At 63.9% G+C, this 17,589-nt stretch carries 15 protein-coding genes; 2 read left to right on the top strand and 13 right to left on the bottom strand.

The window, feature by feature from the left end; all coding sequences use genetic code 11:
* Nucleotides 1-86: 86 nt before the first annotated feature.
* Nucleotides 87-2,075 (bottom strand): TonB-dependent receptor, encoded by a 1,989-nt coding sequence (locus HYH08_RS09190; protein ID WP_228747691.1) that lies wholly within the window; start codon nucleotides 2,073-2,075, stop codon nucleotides 87-89.
* Nucleotides 2,076-2,812: 737 nt separating this feature from the next.
* Here HYH08_RS09190 and HYH08_RS09185 point away from each other — a divergent pair.
* Together HYH08_RS09185 and HYH08_RS09180 are read left to right on the top strand one after the other, a co-directional pair.
* The gene (locus HYH08_RS09185; RefSeq protein ID WP_220009454.1) at nucleotides 2,813-3,250 is read left to right on the top strand and encodes a hypothetical protein; all 438 of its coding nucleotides are present in this window, start codon (nucleotides 2,813-2,815) and stop codon (nucleotides 3,248-3,250) included.
* A 38-nt stretch (nucleotides 3,251-3,288) separates the two neighbouring features.
* A complete protein-coding gene (locus HYH08_RS09180; RefSeq protein WP_228747689.1) occupies nucleotides 3,289-4,395 on the top strand; it encodes a Rieske 2Fe-2S domain-containing protein in 1,107 nt (368 codons plus the stop codon).
* A gap of 285 nt (nucleotides 4,396-4,680) precedes the next feature.
* Here HYH08_RS09180 and HYH08_RS09175 read toward each other — a convergent pair whose 3' ends face one another.
* From HYH08_RS09175 to HYH08_RS09120, 12 genes are all read right to left on the bottom strand, one after another.
* Nucleotides 4,681-5,748, bottom strand: a complete 1,068-nt coding sequence (locus tag HYH08_RS09175) for a UDP-glucuronic acid decarboxylase family protein (protein ID WP_220009453.1) — start codon at nucleotides 5,746-5,748, stop codon at nucleotides 4,681-4,683.
* An 11-nt stretch (nucleotides 5,749-5,759) separates the two neighbouring features.
* Nucleotides 5,760-6,884 (bottom strand): CgeB family protein, encoded by a 1,125-nt coding sequence (locus HYH08_RS09170; protein ID WP_220009452.1) that lies wholly within the window; start codon nucleotides 6,882-6,884, stop codon nucleotides 5,760-5,762.
* Nucleotides 6,881-7,969, bottom strand: a complete 1,089-nt coding sequence (locus tag HYH08_RS09165) for a CgeB family protein (RefSeq protein ID WP_220009451.1) — start codon at nucleotides 7,967-7,969, stop codon at nucleotides 6,881-6,883. The genes HYH08_RS09170 and HYH08_RS09165 overlap by 4 nt, the downstream gene beginning before the upstream one ends.
* Nucleotides 7,966-9,096 carry a CgeB family protein gene (locus HYH08_RS09160; protein WP_220009450.1) on the bottom strand — a complete coding sequence of 377 codons (1,131 nt, stop codon included), beginning with the start codon at nucleotides 9,094-9,096 and terminating at the stop codon, nucleotides 7,966-7,968. The genes HYH08_RS09165 and HYH08_RS09160 overlap by 4 nt, the downstream gene beginning before the upstream one ends.
* Nucleotides 9,093-10,205 (bottom strand): glycosyltransferase family 4 protein, encoded by a 1,113-nt coding sequence (locus HYH08_RS09155; protein WP_220009449.1) that lies wholly within the window; start codon nucleotides 10,203-10,205, stop codon nucleotides 9,093-9,095. The genes HYH08_RS09160 and HYH08_RS09155 overlap by 4 nt, the downstream gene beginning before the upstream one ends.
* The gene (locus HYH08_RS09150) at nucleotides 10,202-11,488 is read right to left on the bottom strand and encodes a TIGR04295 family B12-binding domain-containing radical SAM protein (protein ID WP_220009448.1); all 1,287 of its coding nucleotides are present in this window, start codon (nucleotides 11,486-11,488) and stop codon (nucleotides 10,202-10,204) included. The genes HYH08_RS09155 and HYH08_RS09150 overlap by 4 nt, the downstream gene beginning before the upstream one ends.
* A complete protein-coding gene (locus tag HYH08_RS09145) occupies nucleotides 11,485-12,549 on the bottom strand; it encodes an NAD-dependent epimerase/dehydratase family protein (RefSeq protein ID WP_220009447.1) in 1,065 nt (354 codons plus the stop codon). Before HYH08_RS09145 ends, HYH08_RS09150 begins: the two co-directional genes overlap by 4 nt.
* The gene (locus HYH08_RS09140) at nucleotides 12,549-13,661 is read right to left on the bottom strand and encodes an NAD-dependent epimerase/dehydratase family protein (RefSeq protein WP_220009446.1); all 1,113 of its coding nucleotides are present in this window, start codon (nucleotides 13,659-13,661) and stop codon (nucleotides 12,549-12,551) included. The genes HYH08_RS09145 and HYH08_RS09140 overlap by 1 nt, the downstream gene beginning before the upstream one ends.
* Nucleotides 13,662-13,871: 210 nt before the next feature.
* Entirely contained in the window at nucleotides 13,872-15,077 is a 1,206-nt protein-coding gene (locus HYH08_RS09135; RefSeq protein WP_220009445.1) for a phosphopentomutase, read from the bottom strand.
* Nucleotides 15,065-16,018, bottom strand: a complete 954-nt coding sequence (locus HYH08_RS09130) for a glycoside hydrolase 5 family protein (RefSeq protein WP_220009444.1) — start codon at nucleotides 16,016-16,018, stop codon at nucleotides 15,065-15,067. The genes HYH08_RS09135 and HYH08_RS09130 overlap by 13 nt, the downstream gene beginning before the upstream one ends.
* Nucleotides 16,018-16,782, bottom strand: a complete 765-nt coding sequence (locus HYH08_RS09125; protein WP_220009443.1) for a TIGR04290 family methyltransferase — start codon at nucleotides 16,780-16,782, stop codon at nucleotides 16,018-16,020. Before HYH08_RS09125 ends, HYH08_RS09130 begins: the two co-directional genes overlap by 1 nt.
* A complete protein-coding gene (locus tag HYH08_RS09120) occupies nucleotides 16,779-17,588 on the bottom strand; it encodes a nucleotidyltransferase family protein (protein ID WP_220009442.1) in 810 nt (269 codons plus the stop codon). The genes HYH08_RS09125 and HYH08_RS09120 overlap by 4 nt, the downstream gene beginning before the upstream one ends.
* Nucleotide 17,589: the final 1 nt, after the last annotated feature.

Raw genomic sequence — 17,589 nt, 5'->3', positions numbered from 1 at the left:
GTATGTCGCGACCGATCAGAACATTGGCTCTATGTCAGATTTTTTCAGGATTTGTGACGACCGGTTCGCGCCCGCTGTCGCAGCGATCAGAATCGTGTCGCGACCGTCAGCCGCACCGCGAGCGGCTCGGCCGGATGAACGTGACGATCTGCGGTGCCGTCGATGGGCTCTCCTGGCAGCCGCGACAGATAATAATACTCGATCTGGTTGGTCTGGGTGTTGAAGAGGTTGAGCAAGTCGAGCTGAACCCTGACGCCGTTGTCGAACGTGTATCCGGCGCGCGCATTGAAGATCAGCGAGGACTTTGAGCGGACGCTGTCGTCTTCGATCAGAGGACGCGGACCGAAATAACGCGCCTTCAGGCTGCCGAACCAGCCGGTGTCGCCGCCCAGCGTGATCGCGCTGCTGGCCACCCACGCGGGCGCGCCGGGAATGTGGGCCCCGACGGGCTCGTAGTCGGTGAAGCGCGCGTGGGTCTGGGCGACGTCAAGATCGATCGTCATCCACGGCAATGGCTTGTACTGGTTCGTCCACTCGACGCCGACGCGGCGGCTGGGCCGGCTCGGCTCCGTGGTGCCGGCGTCCCCGACGAACAGCAGCTCCGAGTCGAAGTCGAGCACGAAGACCGCGAGCGAGCTGGTGAGACCCTCAATTACCTTGGTGCGAATGCCGAGCTCGGCGCCGCGCGACCGCACCAGTAGCGGCACGCGGTCGAGGGGGGTCACGTTGTCGTTGGGATCGACGGTGATCGTCGCGCCGCGGATGTCGTTGCTGTGCAGGCCGTAGCCGGCATTGCCATAGAACTCGGTCTTGTACCAGGGACCAAGCACGAGACCGGCCTTCGGGCTCGCCATCGATGCCTGTGCATTGCCCGAATTCTCCGGCGTGTCGCTGAAGACGTGCCCGGCGAAAAAGTCCTCGCGGACGCCGACAGTGGTGCGCAGCCAGTCGGTCCAGCGCACGGTCGTGTCGGTCCAGAGGCCGACATTGCCCTCCTGCACGCGGTCGTCGCGCACCGTCGAGAGCCATGCGCGCTGCTCGGTCTTGAACAGGCCGACATGGATATCGTCATAGCGGCTCTGCAGGCCGATACGGGTTTGCATTTCGAGAGCGGCAAAGCGCCAATCGAACGTATGTCGCGCGTCGAAGCCGCCGAGCGTGCGGGCGTCGAGCTGGCTGAACTGGTCGCCATTGACTGGGTTGTCGAGAAAGTAGGTGAAATTATTGAACAGGCGCAGGTCGGAGCGCACGACATAGGCGCTAACACTGGTCTGTCCGTAGTCGCTCGACTGTGCCCAGTTGCTCGACAGGCTGAACCGGCTGGAGGTGCCGCCGTCGGTCGGATCGAGCGTGCCGCGGCGATTGATCAAGCCCTGGTCGATCGCGCGCTGGGCGACCTGGTCGGTCGAATTCCAGCCGTTGGAGTACGCCATCGCCGTCAGCGTCAGGCCGTCGGTCGCGGTGCCCTGGCTGTAGCGCAGCACGCCATTCAGCTTGCGGACATTGTCCGGTACGTCCCACGGTCCGTCATATTTGTTGGCTTCGATCGCGGCCAGCAGCGTCCCGGCGCCCACGGCGGTCGATCCCGCCGCCAATGCGCGGCGATAGCCGAAACTGCCGAAGCTCATCTCGGCGATGTTGTGGGGCAGCTTGTTGACATAGTCGATCGCCACGGCGCCGGCGGATGCGAAATCACCCTGGTCGGCGAAATACGGTCCCTTGCGAACGTCGACAGACCGGATCAGCTCGGGGATCAGGAAGTTGATATCGGCATAGCCTTGTCCGTGCCCATGGGTCGGCATGTTGAGGGGCATCCCATCGACGCTGATCGCAAGATCGGTGCCGTGATCGAGATTGAAGCCGCGCAGGAAATACTGGTTCGCCTTACCCTCGCCGGAGTGCTGTGTGACGATCAGGCCCGGGACCACCTCCAGCGCTTCGCCGGGCCGCGAGAACGGGACCGCGTTGACCTCCGTGCCGCTGATCCGGATCGCACTGGCGGCGGTGGGCTGCAAGGCGGCCGTGCCACCGGGCGTCGCACTGCTCGCACCGCCAGCTTCGGTTGGGCTGTCCATGCGAGCAGTAGTCCGGTTGCGCGAACTCCCGTTCTTCGGCGTTCGTTTATGGGGGTGTTGGCTGGGATGCTGATGGTCCGGCGCGGCAACGGCGACCGGCGGAAGCTCGCCGGACGCGGCCGCGCTGATCTCGTGAGCTGCTGCCGGAAGCGCACATAGGGCGGACGATGCGGCGGCGGACAACACCCTCAACAACGCCCCACGCACCACGACGTCCCCAAGCCAACAACCAGTCTCAATAAAGTCACCCAATAGAGGGCGAGTATGACGATCTAGCAACAATATCATACTGATTTTCGACGGCAATCAAGAGGCCGCGGAGTGCTGGAATAGATCGTGGAAACATTAGAGAGGCGGTCGCCACTTCGCACAGGTGTCACATGCGCGGCCGATAAGCTTGCTTCTTCTTGGCCCCGTGCTTGCCGAGTTCTGCTTGCCGCGAACACGGAGCGCCGGCTTTTCCCGACCGAGAGCCCTCTGAGCATTGCTGTAACTGACCGGTGACGAGGGACATGAGAGGGCATCACCAGGCGAGGCGGTGGATATTGGCGCGGTGTACGCTGGTACCTGCGCTCCTGCTCGATGTTTCCGCCTCGGCGCTTCCGGCGGATTTCTCGGATGTCGACGTTCCAGGCTTTTCCGAAGCCGCGTCCAGCGGTCCGTTTGGGGAGTCTCCCGCGACGTTGGCGCCAGCGGATCCCACGGCGCCGTCGCGGTCTCCCGTCAGGCGCGAGCCGATGCGCGGCAATCCGCTCTGGGCCGTTCCGCTTGCCTCATTGTCGGATACGAACGAGCGGCCGATCTTCTCGGCCTCGCGGCGGCGGCCACCGCCCCCTGAGCGCTCGGTGCCCGCATTGAAAGCGCCGCCAACGCCGCCGAGCCCGCCGCCGGTCGAGTTGCGGCTCGTCCTGGTCGGGACGGTCGTCGGCAGCGATCAGAGTGTCGGAATTTTCGTTGACGAGACGAGCAAGGCTACGCTGCGTCTGAAGCTCGATCAGGATTATCAAGGCTGGAAGCTCAGCTCAGTGACCCGCCGCGAGGTGACGATGGTGCGTGCCGAGCGCACCGACACACTGACATTCCCGAAAGCAGGCGGAGCCACGCCCGCGACAGGAACTGCTATTGCCGAAAGTGCCGTCAAGCGGGGCAGCTCGCACACCGCTCAATATGATTGAATAATCTCAGGCGAACTCGTGCAATCCAATATTCTCGATTGACGCCATTGCATCCAAAGATTGTATTATCCCGCTCTCATGCCAAGGGAGGAGAGGTCATGGTGATCGCGTCAACCTGGGATACCGAGAGGGCCGATTATCGCGCCATCGTCAACGAATGGCACGTGGTCCGCCGGAGCGAGGAGGTCGCGGAGGACGCCATCGTGCCGGCGCGCCTGCTTGGCGAAGATATCATCCTGTGGCGCCATGACGGCGAGGTCCACGCCTGGAAGGACTATTGCCGTCATCGCGGCGCGCGCTTGTCGCTCGGCTGGGTCAAGGACGGTGGCGTCGTCTGCCCCTACCATGGCTGGGAATACGACTCTGATGGAGCCTGCCGCCGTTACCCGGCCCATCCGACGACCCGGCCGACGAGCCGGGCCGCGGCATTCCGCCATCACGCGGCCGAGCGGTATGGATACATTTGGGTCTGCATGGGCAATCCGGTCGCCGCCCTTCCTCCATTTCCCGTTTGGGAGGATGCGACCTATCGCAAGGTCCAGGCCGGGCCCTATTATTACAACGCAAACGCCCTTCGTGCCGTAGAGAACTTTCTCGACCCGGCGCACTTCCCGTTCGTGCACGCCAATCTCAATGGCAACCCGGATGATCCCGACGAACTCGTCGATTACGATGTCGTGTTGACGGATGAAGGCCTGCGCACGAGCGAGATCAACTTGTTTCAGCCCTACGGCGACCATCGCGGCATTCCCATCAATGCGGTCTATCGCTATTACTGCTTCCGTCCCACGACGGCCTATTTCAACAAGGAGACCGGCGAAGTCGAGCGCTTCTGCACGTTCATGGCCGTCACGCCGGTCGATCTGGAAAATTGCGTGCTGCATCTGACCGCGGCCATCAACTATGGCTTTGAAGTCCCCGTCGAGCAGATCGTGACACGCCTGGACAAGGTGTACGAGCAGGACCGCGTGATCGTCGAGTCGCAACGCCCGAAAACCCTGCCGCTTCATCCCAAGGACGAGATACATCTGAGAAGCGATCTTCTCGGCGTGGAGTATCGCCGTTGGATTCGTGCATTGGCAGGTGACGGACCGATGCCGGATCGTGCGCAGGACTCGGCCGCCGAGGACGCGGTCGCAAACTGAGGGACGGGGACAAAACGCGGCGCGCGCTCAACGCTCGTTGCGCCTTGTGGCTGTGAGGGTCGCGCCCATTGCCGCGCCGAACCGGCGTGACGCCCGTGGCTATCGCGCAACCTGCGGCTTCCAGGGAAGCTGACCGAAGTCGATTGCGATGTATGCATCGACGCCTCGTCCGGCTTGACGAGCAGTCTCATTTTTGAATGTTGCGGCGCGGATGAATTCGCGGTGCAACAGTGAAAGATCAATCCAGCGGGACGAATTGAGCAGCTCCCGCGTCCGGTTGCTACGTCATCCGCCCGGATCGGTTGCTTTCAACCGGCTTCGGGTCGAATGCCCCGTCCGGCGTGATGCAATAGCTGGCACCAGCGTCGGAGACTCACCTGCGATCCGCAACGCGAAATAGGCGATCGTGGCCTGAAGACCGTCCTGCAGTGCGACGCGAGGGCGCCATCCCAACAGGCACGCGGCGGTGTCGATCACCGGCTTGCGGCGTTTCGGATCGTCCTTCGGCAGCGCCTCGAAGCGGAGAGGCGAGGCCGATTCCGTGTACGACAGGACCTCGCGGGCTATGGTCTCGATGGTGACCTCGTGCGGATTACCGAGGTTGCAGGGACCGGTCACCGAGGCTGGACTCTCCATCAGCAGCTGGAGGCCCCGCACGAGATCATCGACGAAGCAGAAGCTCCTCGTCTGTGTTCCCCTGCCGTATATCGTGACCGGCTTGCCGCGGAGCGCCTGCACGATGAAATTCGACACGACGCGGCCGTCGTTCTCCAGCATGCGCGGGCCGTAGGTGTTGAAGATTCGCGCAACCTTGATCTCTGTGCCGTACATGCGATGGTAATCGAACATCAGCGTCTCGGCGGCGCGCTTGCCCTCGTCGTAGCAGGCACGGGGCCCAATCGGGTTGACGTTGCCGAGATAGGATTCCGGCTGCGGATGCACCTCCGGATCGCCGTAGACTTCGCTCGTGGAAGCCTGCAGGACGCGGGCGCCCTTCCGGCACGCGAGTTCGAGCAGGTTGATGGTGCCGACCACGCACGTCTTCATCGTGCCGACCGGATCCGTCTGGTAGTGCGAGGGCGAGGCGGGGCATGCCAGGTTGTAGATCCGGTCGATCTCGCCGCCGATCTCGATCTCCTCGCGCACATCGTGCTCGATAAAGCGGAAATTCGGATGATTCAGCAGCGGCCTGATATTGTCGATGCGGCCCGTGAACAGGTTGTCGAGACAGATCACCGCGTTGCCGCGCTGCAGGAGCGAATCGCAGAGGTGAGAACCGATGAAGCCGGCGCCGCCGGCGATCAGCACGGTCGGCGGGCGGTGAAGCGTGGGGATGCGAGTCTGCAGTGTCATGGCATGCACCTTCAGAGTTCGGCGACCTGAACCGGGCGGCCGGCGGGAAGCCGCGCGGATTTCCGGCGGCGTCGCGCGGTGGCTTCGGCGTAGTAGGTCTCCAGCTGGCGAGCCCGGTGATCGGCGGTGTGATCCGTCAGAACCCGCCGACGCGCGCGCTCCGCGATCGAACGTCGGCGTTCCTCGGGCATGTCGCGCAGGATCTCGATAACGTCGCGCGCCGTTGAGGCCAGCAGGATTTCCTGCGTCGGCTCGAAGATCGTCTCGATGCCCGGCCATCGGTCGGAAATCACGGGCGTGCCACAGGCGGCTGCTTCGAACAGTCGGACGCTCGGTGAGAAGCCCAGCGCGCGCATGTCGGCGCGAGTCGCATTCAACGCGAACCTCTGCTCCGCGTAGAACGTCGGATGCTGATGGGGCGCGAGATGCTCGATCCGCATGACATTGTCAGGCCAGCCGATATAGTCGGGATATTGCGCGCCGGCGACAGCGAACTGCTCGGACGACAATGTCCGTGCCGGGGATAGCAGCAATTGTTCGAGGACGGGTTGCCGGTCCTCGCTGTAGGTTCCGAGATAGCCGAGCGCCCATTTTGTCTGCGCCTGTTGCGGCGCGTATGTGCCGGCGTCGGCGCTGCAATAGAGAACTCGCGCCAGCGGGCTGCCGTAGCGCTGCTCGATCATTTCCGGCACCGGACCGCCGGCGAAGGACAGATAGAGGTCGAAACGCGGGATCATCGCGGCGGACAAATAATCGAGGCCCTGGTCGATCCGGGCCAGGGTCACCGGCGTGTCGATGTCGTAGAAGGCGGTGACCCCTCGCGCTTGGCTCGTGATCCATTCGGAGATGGCGATACCGTCAGGCACATAGGAGCCGATGATGACGAGGTCGGCGTCCCGGATCAGCTTTCCGAAGCGGCGAGGGACATCCTTCAGCGACTGATAGAGCTCGACCCTCCACTCTGACGGCTTGGTGAGATCGCGATGCTCGCGATACCAGGCGACGTCGCGCTCCAGGAACGTAATTTGGTGGCCTCGTCGCGCCAGGCCCTCGATCAGGGCGCGATAGGTCGTGGCGTGACCGTTGCCCCATGACGATGTGACCGAGAGACCGACGATGACGATGCTGAGGTTCATTCTGCTGCCTCGATGCGCGAGCTGCTTCCGACGAAGATTTGGTTGAACTGGTTGGCGCGATGCCGATAGGTATGGTGGCTCAGGATGCGAGCGCGGGCACGGCTCGCAATCGCTGCGGCGCGATCAATGCTGAGGGCGTCGAGGTGGCTGGCAGCCTCCGCTCCATTTGCCGCCACCAGCACTTCGCGACCCGGCTCGAGGAAGTGGTCGATACCGTCCCACTGGTCGGTGATCAGACAGGCGCCGGCGCCGATCGCTTCGAACACCCGCGTCGGCGGCGAGAAGCCGTAGCGCGCCATGCTGTCGCGATTGACGTTGAGCGTGGCAAGGCCTGAGCCGAAGAATGCATTGTGCTCGCCGGTTCCGACATGCCCGATCTTGCGGATATTGCTCGCAGTGTCCTTGGTCTCCCAGCCGGAGCCGCCGAGGACGAAGGTCTTGTCCGGCAGTTCGCGCGCGACGTCGAGAAAGAAGCGTTCGACGCGCTGTTCACGATCGGGCAGACGATTTGCCAGCAGGCTGAGATCGCAGGCGAAGCCCGGTTTGGGCGGGGACGGAAAATGCGTCTCGGGATCGAGCGCGTTGTAGATCGGCACGCAATCGCGGGCACCAATCGCGCGGTATGCCGATACGACGCCATCGCCGCCGCCGTAGGTCAGGACCATGTCGTAGGAGGAAATCGCGCGCCGGAGATGGTGCTCGGGGTCTCCTGCCATCGCTTCCAGCGTGGCGGGAGCATCGACATCCCAGTAGATCCGCACGGTCCGGGAGGGCAGAGCCGCCACTGCGAGCTCCAGCTCGGAATCGAAGACGCCGACGCCGCTGGCCTTGATCAGCATATCGGCCGATCGCGCGGCGACATCGAGCGCGCCGCGCCAGCCCTCGGTCGTCGCGGGGTAGACGACCACCCTGGCCCAGTCGGGATCGGCAATGTCGCGATGGGCCTGCCGCTCGAAGGCGTCGGGCTCGAAGAATGTAATGTCGTGCCCGAGCGCCGCAATCTGCTTGAGCATGCCGCGATAGTAGGTGGCGGCACCGTTCCAGTAGGACGAGACGAGACTGGATCCGAAGAAGCAGATCTTCATGCGGAAGCTCCGATGTATCGCGGCAGTGGCGACGATGAGCATGTCGCACGGATGTCCTCCGCGATGCCGACAAGCTGTTGTGCGCGATGACGACAGGTATGACGCTCGCGGATTGTCCGGAGGCCGGTCTCGATCATTGCGGAAGACAGCGCTTGATCGTCGAGAACGTCTCGGAGCACGCGCTTCATCTCAGTGCCATTCGCAGCCTGGAGATAAGCGCCATCCGGAAACAGCCTTTCCGCATCGGACCAGGGGGCCGATACCAGGGGAATGCCGCAGGCGAGCGCCTCGAACACGCGGATGGTGGGAATTCCCGGAAGCAACCGCACATAGGGCCCACGCGGAACATGGATGGTCGCGCGGGCGCCGGCGAAGGCGACCGGTGCCCAATGTGCCGGCAGCCAGCCGCCGTAGCGGATGCCCGCGGCTCGAATGGTCTCGAGCGCCGCACCGGAATAGCGCACGCCATATATGCTTGTGCGCAGCTTCAGCTCGGCGACGGGGTCGACGAGAAATTCGCTCAGCTCGGCGCTGCGTTCGCCGTCACCCCAATTGCCGATCCAGACCAGATCGTCGGTACGTTCGACATTCGGCAGAGGGCGGTACATCGCGACATCGGCACCCTCGTGCCATGTGTAGGCCCGATTGCCCCAACCGAGCTTCGCGTAGATTTGGCGAAGCACCTCGCCGAAGGCCAGCACGCCGTCGAATGCGTCGAGGTCGAACTGTGCGAGCTCGTCCGGGGCGGTAACCGCGCGGTGATGGGTGTCGTGGAACAGCAGTGTGAAGGGGGCACCGTGCGCGCGCCTTTGTCCGATCTTCTCGATCACGTCAGGCGAATTCCACTCATGCACGACGACGATATCGGCGCCATCCAGCGCTTCGTCGAAATCGAGCGAGGCGTCATAGCGACGAATGGAGATGCCAGGGAATAGCTGGCCGACGTCTTGCAACGCCTGACTGCCGGCCTCCCGGATGGCATTCAGGCGGCTCCAGCCGTCGATCGGCTCGAACACCACGACCTCGTGTCCGAGTGCGTGCAACTCGCGGGCATAGCCGCGCAGGAAATGCGCATTGCCGTTGTTCCAGCAGGAGGTGAACGCGTGATAGAACAGGACGCATTTCATGCGCGCACCTCGATCTGGCCCAGTGGTGATTTTGCGCGATTGGGCGCGAGGAGCCCCTCGTAGAGCTTCAGATAAGCGCTGGTTGTGCGCGCCAGCGAATAGGTCAGGGAGTGCTCATAGGCGGCGTGTTGCAGACTGGCTCGTCCGGTCTCATCGGCGCAGAGCGCGGTGAGGGTTTGGTGCAACGCTTGACCGTCGCGCGGATCGAAGAACAGCGCGGCGCCGGTCCACAACTCTCTGAACGTCGGAATGTCTGACAGCACGAGCGCGCACCCGGCGGCGGCGGCCTCCAAAACCGTGAGGCCGAACGGCTCGTACAGCGCCGGGCTGACGAAGATCGCTGCGTGCGCGAGATGTCCGCGCAACGCGCTGTGCGGCAATTGTCCAAGCCAGGTGACGTCTGTCGATGCATCCGCATTGGCAGGGCCTGCGACCTGAACCGGCCAATCCAGGCCCCGTGCAGCCGCGGACAGAACTTCGATGTTCTTGGCACGATCCCAGAGCCGGCCGGCTGCGAAGATGACCTCCCGCTTACGACTTGGCAGAGTCCCAGCGGAAGTGCCGTTCCAGATCACCGCTCCGGGCGAGCGGGGATGATAGATCTCCATGATGTCGTCGTGGAAGGACTGGCTCGGGCACACCCAGACCTGCGTGCCGTCGAGCGCTGCGGCAACCCGTTCGGTATATCGGGCCCAACGGGGCTCGCCGAGCCAGGCTGTATCCCGGCAGGCCAGCGCCCACGAGTTGACGCAGGAGTGTGCCACGACAACGGTCGGCGCGCGCCACGGCAGGGTCGCTTCGCGGAAGCTATTGAGATGGACGATATCGGGCTTGAGGCGCGCTTCGAGGCTCGGGAGGACGCGTCTTGCCTTGGGCAGGTCGCGGCCCTCCGGGTCTTGCCATTCGAGAGCGAGGTCGGTCTCGATGAGGTCGACTTGCGAGTCGCTCAGCATCTCGCGCTGGTCGGCGCGCGCGGGCGGCCCTATCGTCACAAGAGTAACGTCGGCGCCCGACGCGGCTAGGCTCGAAGCGAGGGCGCAGGAATAGGTCCACACGCCGCCGACGGTGTCGGTCGTCATCAATACCCTGATATTCGCATCTCTGCTCATAACGCCACCGGATGTTCGAGGGCATCAAGCGGGACAGGACGATCGTTCTGCACGTCGCTGAACTGATCGAACATCCCGAGGTAATGCCGGTGCGCGCGCTCCCAGGCGAAATCGTCCGCCTCGCCCCACAGTTTTCGGTAGTCAGGCGAGCCGGGATAGGGGTAGAGCGGAACCGGATCGTTCGCCCAGATGCCGGCATCCTGCATCTTGCGCCGCCAGCGCTGAACGACGGGATCATCGTCCTCGGGCACCTCGATCAGATTGGCCTGCACGAAGGGGACGTGGCGGCGGGCTTCGACCAGCCGGTCGGCAAGCTGGTCGGTGGTCATCCGGCAGTTCTTGGCGAGCGCGGCGCGACCCTCCACGGTGAGACTTTCGATCCCGGCCTCGATCGAGACGCAGCCGGCGCGGCCAAGCAAAGCGAGCATGTCCGGCTTCCACAGATCGATGCGCGTCTGCACGCCGAACTTGAGGCCCCGCGTGCTCAGCCCGGTCAACAGCTCGGGGTTCGGCAGGAAGATTTCGTCGATGAAGTAGACATATTCGACGCCTTGTCCACGCAGCCGATCGATCTCGTCAAGAATGACCGCCGGTGGACGCTTGCGATAGCTATTACGAAAATTCTCCTTGGCGCAGAACGTACAGTTATAGGGGCATCCCCGCGACGCCTCGACCTCTGCGCCGGGTCCTGCCGGCTCGGCCTCGAAACGGTGATGATGATGATGATGACGCCGGATCATCTCATCCGGCCAGTCGAGGGCCGGCTGATCCCTGAAGTCGACAGCCTGCGGACCGCCATTGATCCGGACCGAGTCGCCGTCCGCAAAGCACAGGCCGGAAAAATCGCGCTCCCCGTTTGCAAGGCGCAGCAGGGATGCCTCGCACTCGCCCATCACGATGATGTCGACGGCAAGCTTCTTGAGAGCCGCCCGCGGCGTCGTCGAGCCGTGCGGGCCGATAGCGATCAGGGTCGGTGCAAGATCCCGCACCGCCAGTGCAAGCTCCTGCGGAACGCGCAGTTCAGGCGGTGCACAGCGCCAGAACAGATAGGTCGGCGCTGTCGTGATGACGATCAGATCGGGTCCGAACGCGCGCAGCTCGGCTGCGATGTCCCGAAACGACAGATCGAACATGTGTGCGTCGAGCAGCAGCGACCGATGCCCGGCCGCCTTGAGGTAATGCTCGGAGATCCCGAGCTCGAGCGGAAGGTGGGGGGACCGGCAGCCGAAATAGATGCTGCCGCCGAAATCCCAATTCGGGTTGATCAGGGCGACGCGCGTCATGCGAGAGCCTCGCGGCTGCCGTGAGCTGCTCCGAAGCGAGTGTCCAGCCAGGTGTGAAGAGAGCGGAGGCCCTCGGCGAAGGGAACCTGCGGTGACCATCCGAGCGCGGTTGACAGCGCGCGCGTGTCGGTGACGTACCAGGGCTGATCGCCAGGTCGCCAATCGGCAAAGCGGCAATTGACTTCGCGGCCGGTCAATCGTGCAATGTGGTCGATGAGCTCGCGAAGGCTGACCGCATTTGCGGGGCCGCCACCGAGATTGAACACGCGTCCGCGCGCGAGTGCGATCCGATCAAGCACTGCGAGCCACGCAGCCGTCGCATCCGACACGTGCAGGGCGTCGCGAACCTGATGGCCGTCGCCGTAGATCGTCAGCGGCGTGCCGCGGAGCGCGCTCAGCAGGAAATGCGCGATCCAGCCCTGGTCCTCGGTGCCGAACTGGCGCGGCCCGTAGATGCAGCTCATGCGCATCACCACGGTCTGAAGGCCGTAGACCCGTGCATAGTCGTGGACGTACTGGTCGGCGGTTCCCTTGGAGCAGCCATACGGACTGTAGAAATCGAGCGGAGCGTTCTCGGAGATGCCATCCGCCAGCAGGGGGCTGGTGGGCGTATAACGGCGGCCGGTGAGCACGATCTCGCTGTCCTCGATCAGGCGGCCATAAACCTTGTTGGTGGAGGCGAACACGACCGGTGCGGTGCTGTTGTGCAGCCGGACCGCTTCGAGCACGTTGAGGGTCCCGCGTGCGTTGATCTCGAAATCGGCCGCCGGGTCGCTGACGCTGTCGGTGACGGCGACCTGGGCAGCCAGATGCAGTACGGCGCGAGCCTCGCGCACGGCATCGATCACGGGAATGGGCTCGCGAATGTCGGCCACCGTGATGGTGATCAGATCGCCATGTCTGGATTTCAGCCATTGTGCGTTCTCGCGCACGCCGGCACGGGACAGATTGTCCATCACCAGGACGCGCTCGCCGCGGTTTGCCAGCCGGTCGGCCAGATTGCAGCCGATGAAGCCGCAGCCACCGGTGATCAGGACGGGCCTGTTGTCTCGCTCGTTCATCACGCAACCAATCCTCGCTGCAGCAATTCCTGGGTCGCCCGCTCGGCCTGATCGTCCGCGATCTGGTCTGCGAGATAGTCCGCGAGTTCCTCAAGACCGTCCCTGAAGGCGACGTGCGGCTCGAAACCGAGCAGATCGCGTGATTTGCCGATATCGGCGAAGCAGTGCCTGATATCGCCGGCGCGATATTTCCGCGTGACTTCGGGCGCGATATCACTGCGTCCCATGACCTCGGCGAGGTCCTCGGCGACCGACAGGATGGACCGGCTTTGGCCCGAGCCGACGTTGAAGACGTCTTGCGCATGCCCCGCCTCCAGCGCGATGCGACAGGCGCGGGCGACGTCGTGCACGTGAACGAAGTCGCGCCGCTGCTCGCCGTCCTCGAACACGAGCGGCGGCCGCCCGTTGAGCAGCCGTGCGGCAAAGATCGCGAGCACGCCGGTGTAAGGATTTGACAGCGCCTGGCGCGGGCCGAACACGTTGAAGAAGCGCAGCGCCACGGTGGGAATGCCGTAGGCCTTGCCTGTGATCAGGCACATGCGCTCCTGCGCAAACTTGTTCAGTGCATACACAGAGCTGAGTGAGGGCAGTTTGCTCTCCGGCGTGGCCACGGGCGCGAGGGGATGGCCAGCCGTGTCGTGAAGTTCCCATTCGCCTCGGCGAAGCTGCTCGATCGACCGTTCGTCGCAGGCGACGACGCTCTGGTCGGCCCGGCGATAGAGACCTTCACCGTAGATGCTCATGGAGGAGGCGACCACCAGGCGCGCGACCGGGCGCCTGGACAGCGCCTGGAGGAGGACGGCGGTGCCGAGTTCGTTCGTCCGCACGTAGGGCTCGATGTCGTACATGCTCTGGCCGACGCCGACCGCGGACGCAAGGTGCAGGACCATGTCGGCGCCGCGCAGCGCATGCTCGACGGCGAGGCCGTCAGTGACGTCACCGACGATGAGTTCGGCATCGTCGGCGAGATAGGAGGGGCGTTGCCGGTTGCCGCCGTGGACCTGCGGCGAAAGGTTGTCGAGCAGACGAACCTCGTAGCCCGCGGCGAGCAGCACATCCGCCGCATGAGAGCCGATGAAGCCCGCGCCCCCTGTAATCAATACCCGCGTCATTCACCGCTCCGTACAGCCGCAAGACCGATCCAGTCCGGATCGGTCGATGATGTCTGGTGAAGCGCGCTTTCTGGGTGGTCGGACGACCCGCGCGCCGGTCACGTTTGGAGTCAGAAGCGATGCAAGGAATGTTCGTTCCTCCAAATTGTACAAACGAATATTTCTCTAACCTGGATCAATAACCCATGTGAATCGGCGCACCGTCGGCGACTAGAAGGACGCGCCGTGGATGGGTTCTGGCAGGCCAAGATGCCGGATCGCGGTTGCGCCAATATCGGCGAAGCCGGCGCGACGGCCGATGGAGGAAGATGATTGCGTCGACCAGGTCAGGATCGGTACCTGCTCGCGGGTGTGGTCGGTGCCGCTCCAGGTCGGATCGCAGCCGTGATCCGCGGTGAGGATCAGAAGATCATTGCTGCGCAGGCGGGACAATAACTCCGGGAGGCGATCGTCGAAGGCTTCGAGTGCCGCGGCATAACCGGCGACATCACGGCGATGACCATAGAGCGTGTCGAAATCGATGAAGTTGGCGAACAGCAATCCTCCGTCCGCCAGGCTCGCCAGCCCTTTCAGTGTGGCATCGAACAACGCCATATTGCCGTCGCCGCGCATGTTTCGCCCGGTCGCGCGATGGGCGAAGATGTCGTCGATCTTGCCGACCGTCACGATGTCGCGACCGCCGCTTGCGGCGAGGTCAAGTATTGTGCTCCCGGGCGGCGGGACCGAAAAATCGCGGCGGTGAGCAGTCCGCTTGAAATCGCGCGCGTTTGTGCCGGCAAATGGCCTGGCGATGACGCGGCCGATATTGAGGGGATCGATCAGCCGCCTCGCAGTCGCGCAGATGCCATAGAGACGTTCGAGCCCGAAGGTCTCCTCATGTGCCGCGATCTGGAACACGCTGTCGGCGGACGTGTAGCAGATCGGCATTCCGGTCTGCATGTGACGCTCGCCGAGCTCGGCGATGATCTCGGTCCCCGAGGCGTGGCAATCTCCGAGGATGCCGGGTACGCCGGCTTGCTCGCAGAAGTCTCTTGTCAATTCTGCGGGAAAGCACGGCCGCGTGCGCGGGAAATAGCCCCAGTCGAACGGGACGGGGACCCCGGCGATCTCCCAATGGCCCGAAGGCGTGTCCTTGCCCTTCGAAATTTCGCTGGCGCATCCGAATTGCCCGTGCTGCGGCTGACCTTCCAGGCCGGGCGGCAGGCGCCCCGTGGCGAGGCGGCAGGCTTCGCCGAGGCCGAGCGCCACGAGATTGGGAATCCGGAGCGGCCCCTCTCGGACGTTGCTGTCGGCGTGTCCGGCCGTGCAGGCTTCCGCGATGTGACCGACAGTGTCGGCGCCTTCGTCACCGTAGCGGGCGGCGTCCGGCGCGCCGCCGATGCCGACCGAATCCATCACCAGGATCAGGGCACGCATGTTGGCTCTCTAATGGGAGGATCGGCCGAGGCCGGAAGGGAGGCCAGACCGGTTCTGCTGCAGTAGCGATCGGTCATCGCTGCGCAAAAGTCGGCGAATTCATTGACGTCGAGCGGCGGGCTGGTGTGATGCGGCTCGACGCCCCGATGTTCGGGCGTGAAGCAGAACGTCACTGTAACCTGGAATTCTGCCAACGCCTCCATTTGCCGGTCAAACCAGTCGAGCGCATTGGGACGGAAGCTGTCGGCCCATGACAGACCGGTCCGCAAGCAAGTCACGCCGAGACGGCGCATCCAATGCACCGAGTCGTGCAAGCGGTGATCCTCGAAATGGAACCACTGGCACAGGCCCATGGCGGGCGCATAGGCGCCGAACAGATCGGCGGCTGCCTTCGGCGTGCCGTCCTCGCGCAGCAGGCCCATATGGAAATGCCTGTAATAGGATGAGCCTTCGGCCTCCTTGTGCCGTGTCGTTGCTTCCCAGGCCGAGGGCAGGTCGTACAGGCTGTACCAATGGATACGCGGAGCCCGGCCAATCAGCAGTTCGGCGGTGCGCGACAGGCCCCAGGCTTGTACCTCTTCGGCGCCGAACGAGGAGACGCCGACCTCCGTCACCCACACGGGCAGGGTGGTGACCGCCTTGATCTCCTCGAGCTTGGCCGGCCACTCGCCGATCTGCCACAGGTTCCAGTCGAGCGGAAAGCCGTGCACGGCGACCGCATCGAAATGGTCGAGCACGCCGCGGCTCTGCATATTGCGCATGAAGGACGGATCGATCGGCGAGATGCCGCCGAGAACGACGGGAAGTTGGGGCTGCGTACTGCGGATCGCCTTGCCCGCTGCAGTCGCAAGGTTTGCGAACATGGCCCAGTCCGGATCGATCAGCAGATCCCAATGCGATTTGTTGTTCGGTTCGTTCCAGATCTTGGCCGCCTCGATCATCAGCTTGTGCTCCGGGATGGATAGACGGGACCGTCAACCTGCGGTCGCTCCGTTCGCTTGCAGAGATAGACTTCCTCTTCCGGATGCGCGGCGATGGCAAAGCCGGCGCTGCGCAGCATGGCCTCGACGCAGGCCCGGTTCGGCACCCACCAATTGGTGGGATCGTCGGCATATTTGTGCTCGATGAAGTGCAGCCTGGGATAGCCGGCAGAATCGAACTGGTCGGTGGTCCAGAAGTCGTAGTTCTTCTCGACCGCGTCGACATGGCTGGCGCCGCGCTGCATCGACTGGAACAGCAGGAGATCCCTGGCGACGTGCTCGTGGATGAGATCCAACGCCAGCAGAGGATGGCGCAGGTGATAGAGCACGCCCATGAAGATCACGAGATCGAACTTCTCGCGGAGCTGTCCGACATCATAGGCCGACATCTTGTGGAATTCGATCCTAAGACCGTTCACCTCGCTGGCAAAGCGCGCCTGCGCCAGGTATTCCTCGTCGGTATCGAGCCCAAGCACGCGCTCGGCGCCCCGCCGCTTCATCTCCATGGCATAGAAGCCGGCGTTGCAGCCGATATCGAGCACGGTCTTGCCTTCGAGGCGGTCCGGGATGATTCCCGAGAAGCGCCGCCATTTCACATTGGGATAGTCGCCGAGAAAGTGGGTCGGTGCGGTCGGCACGCCGTTGAGGTCGAGGTTGTGAAACCACGGGCCGAGCGCATCGACGCGCCTGCGGATCTCCTCACGCGTGAGCAGCGCTCCAGTCATGCAGTCGCTCCATTGTTCATTGCATGGGTCGGCCGAGCCTCGTCGGCCGAGGCGCCGGACCACAGCCGCGACCGGCTGTCGGTGCCGGTGCTCTCGGCCAGCAGAGCCATCGCGGTGCGATAGCCATCGACGGTCCCGACATCGACATAGGATTCGCCTGCCTTGATCCCGATGCCGAGGCCGCCGGCCTGGAGATAGGCGTTGACGAGCGTCCCAAAATACTCGTCGCGTCGGTCCCGTTCGTTCCAGAGCGCGTGCAATTCGCGAAAGCCGGTGGCCGACATTCGGAATGCACCCCAGATCCACCGCGATGTCGGATTCGGCTGCTTGACCTGGATCTCCCGCACGTTGTCGCCTTCGAGCACGACGGCGTCGAAGAATTCCGGACGCTCGACGGGAAAGAGCAGGAATGAGAGGTCCGCATCGGGCAACGCCTGCAAAGCGGCCTTTGGAAACCAGACGGTGTCGGGGAGGCCGACGATGACGTCTTCATCGTGGCCCACGACGGTGCCGGCCCTGAAGACGGCGTCGCACAGGCCTGAGGCGTCGGGCTGGACGACATAGGCGAGCTGGGCGCTGCCGTAATGATCGCCGAAATATTCGAGAATGTCCGATTTGCCCGGCGAGATCACGAAGCAGATCTTGTCCGCGCCGCCGAGGATCAAGCGTTCCAGCAGATACTCGGAGACCGCGCAGGGACGCTCGGTGCCGTCGTCGCGCCGGCTGCCGACGGGCAACAGCTCCTTGGAAAAAGCCAGTGGCTGGATACGACTGCCGCGGCCCGCAGCCGGAACGATGCCCCACATG

Origin of the sequence: Bradyrhizobium sp. BR 10289 (genome assembly GCF_019455385.1) — a bacterium.
Lineage (GTDB): Bacteria > Pseudomonadota > Alphaproteobacteria > Rhizobiales > Xanthobacteraceae > Bradyrhizobium.
The sequence above is the reverse complement of the archived record's forward strand: the minus strand, read 5'-3'. Positions and strand labels throughout refer to the sequence as shown.

Bases quoted from the DNA above. Each gene is read 5' to 3' on its own strand.
- HYH08_RS09190 (WP_228747691.1), bottom strand. From the start codon at position 2,075: ATGGACAGCCCAACCGAAGCTGGCGGTGCGAGCAGTGCGACGCCCGGT.
- HYH08_RS09185 (WP_220009454.1), top strand. From the start codon at position 2,813: ATGCGCGGCAATCCGCTCTGGGCCGTTCCGCTTGCCTCATTGTCGGAT.
- HYH08_RS09175 (WP_220009453.1), bottom strand. From the start codon at position 5,748: ATGACACTGCAGACTCGCATCCCCACGCTTCACCGCCCGCCGACCGTG.
- HYH08_RS09170 (WP_220009452.1), bottom strand. From the start codon at position 6,884: ATGAACCTCAGCATCGTCATCGTCGGTCTCTCGGTCACATCGTCATGG.
- HYH08_RS09165 (WP_220009451.1), bottom strand. From the start codon at position 7,969: ATGAAGATCTGCTTCTTCGGATCCAGTCTCGTCTCGTCCTACTGGAAC.
- HYH08_RS09160 (WP_220009450.1), bottom strand. From the start codon at position 9,096: ATGAAATGCGTCCTGTTCTATCACGCGTTCACCTCCTGCTGGAACAAC.
- HYH08_RS09155 (WP_220009449.1), bottom strand. From the start codon at position 10,205: ATGAGCAGAGATGCGAATATCAGGGTATTGATGACGACCGACACCGTC.
- HYH08_RS09150 (WP_220009448.1), bottom strand. From the start codon at position 11,488: ATGACGCGCGTCGCCCTGATCAACCCGAATTGGGATTTCGGCGGCAGC.
- HYH08_RS09145 (WP_220009447.1), bottom strand. From the start codon at position 12,549: ATGAACGAGCGAGACAACAGGCCCGTCCTGATCACCGGTGGCTGCGGC.
- HYH08_RS09140 (WP_220009446.1), bottom strand. From the start codon at position 13,661: ATGACGCGGGTATTGATTACAGGGGGCGCGGGCTTCATCGGCTCTCAT.
- HYH08_RS09135 (WP_220009445.1), bottom strand. From the start codon at position 15,077: ATGCGTGCCCTGATCCTGGTGATGGATTCGGTCGGCATCGGCGGCGCG.
- HYH08_RS09130 (WP_220009444.1), bottom strand. From the start codon at position 16,018: ATGATCGAGGCGGCCAAGATCTGGAACGAACCGAACAACAAATCGCAT.
- HYH08_RS09125 (WP_220009443.1), bottom strand. From the start codon at position 16,782: ATGACTGGAGCGCTGCTCACGCGTGAGGAGATCCGCAGGCGCGTCGAT.
- HYH08_RS09120 (WP_220009442.1), bottom strand. From the start codon at position 17,588: ATGTGGGGCATCGTTCCGGCTGCGGGCCGCGGCAGTCGTATCCAGCCA.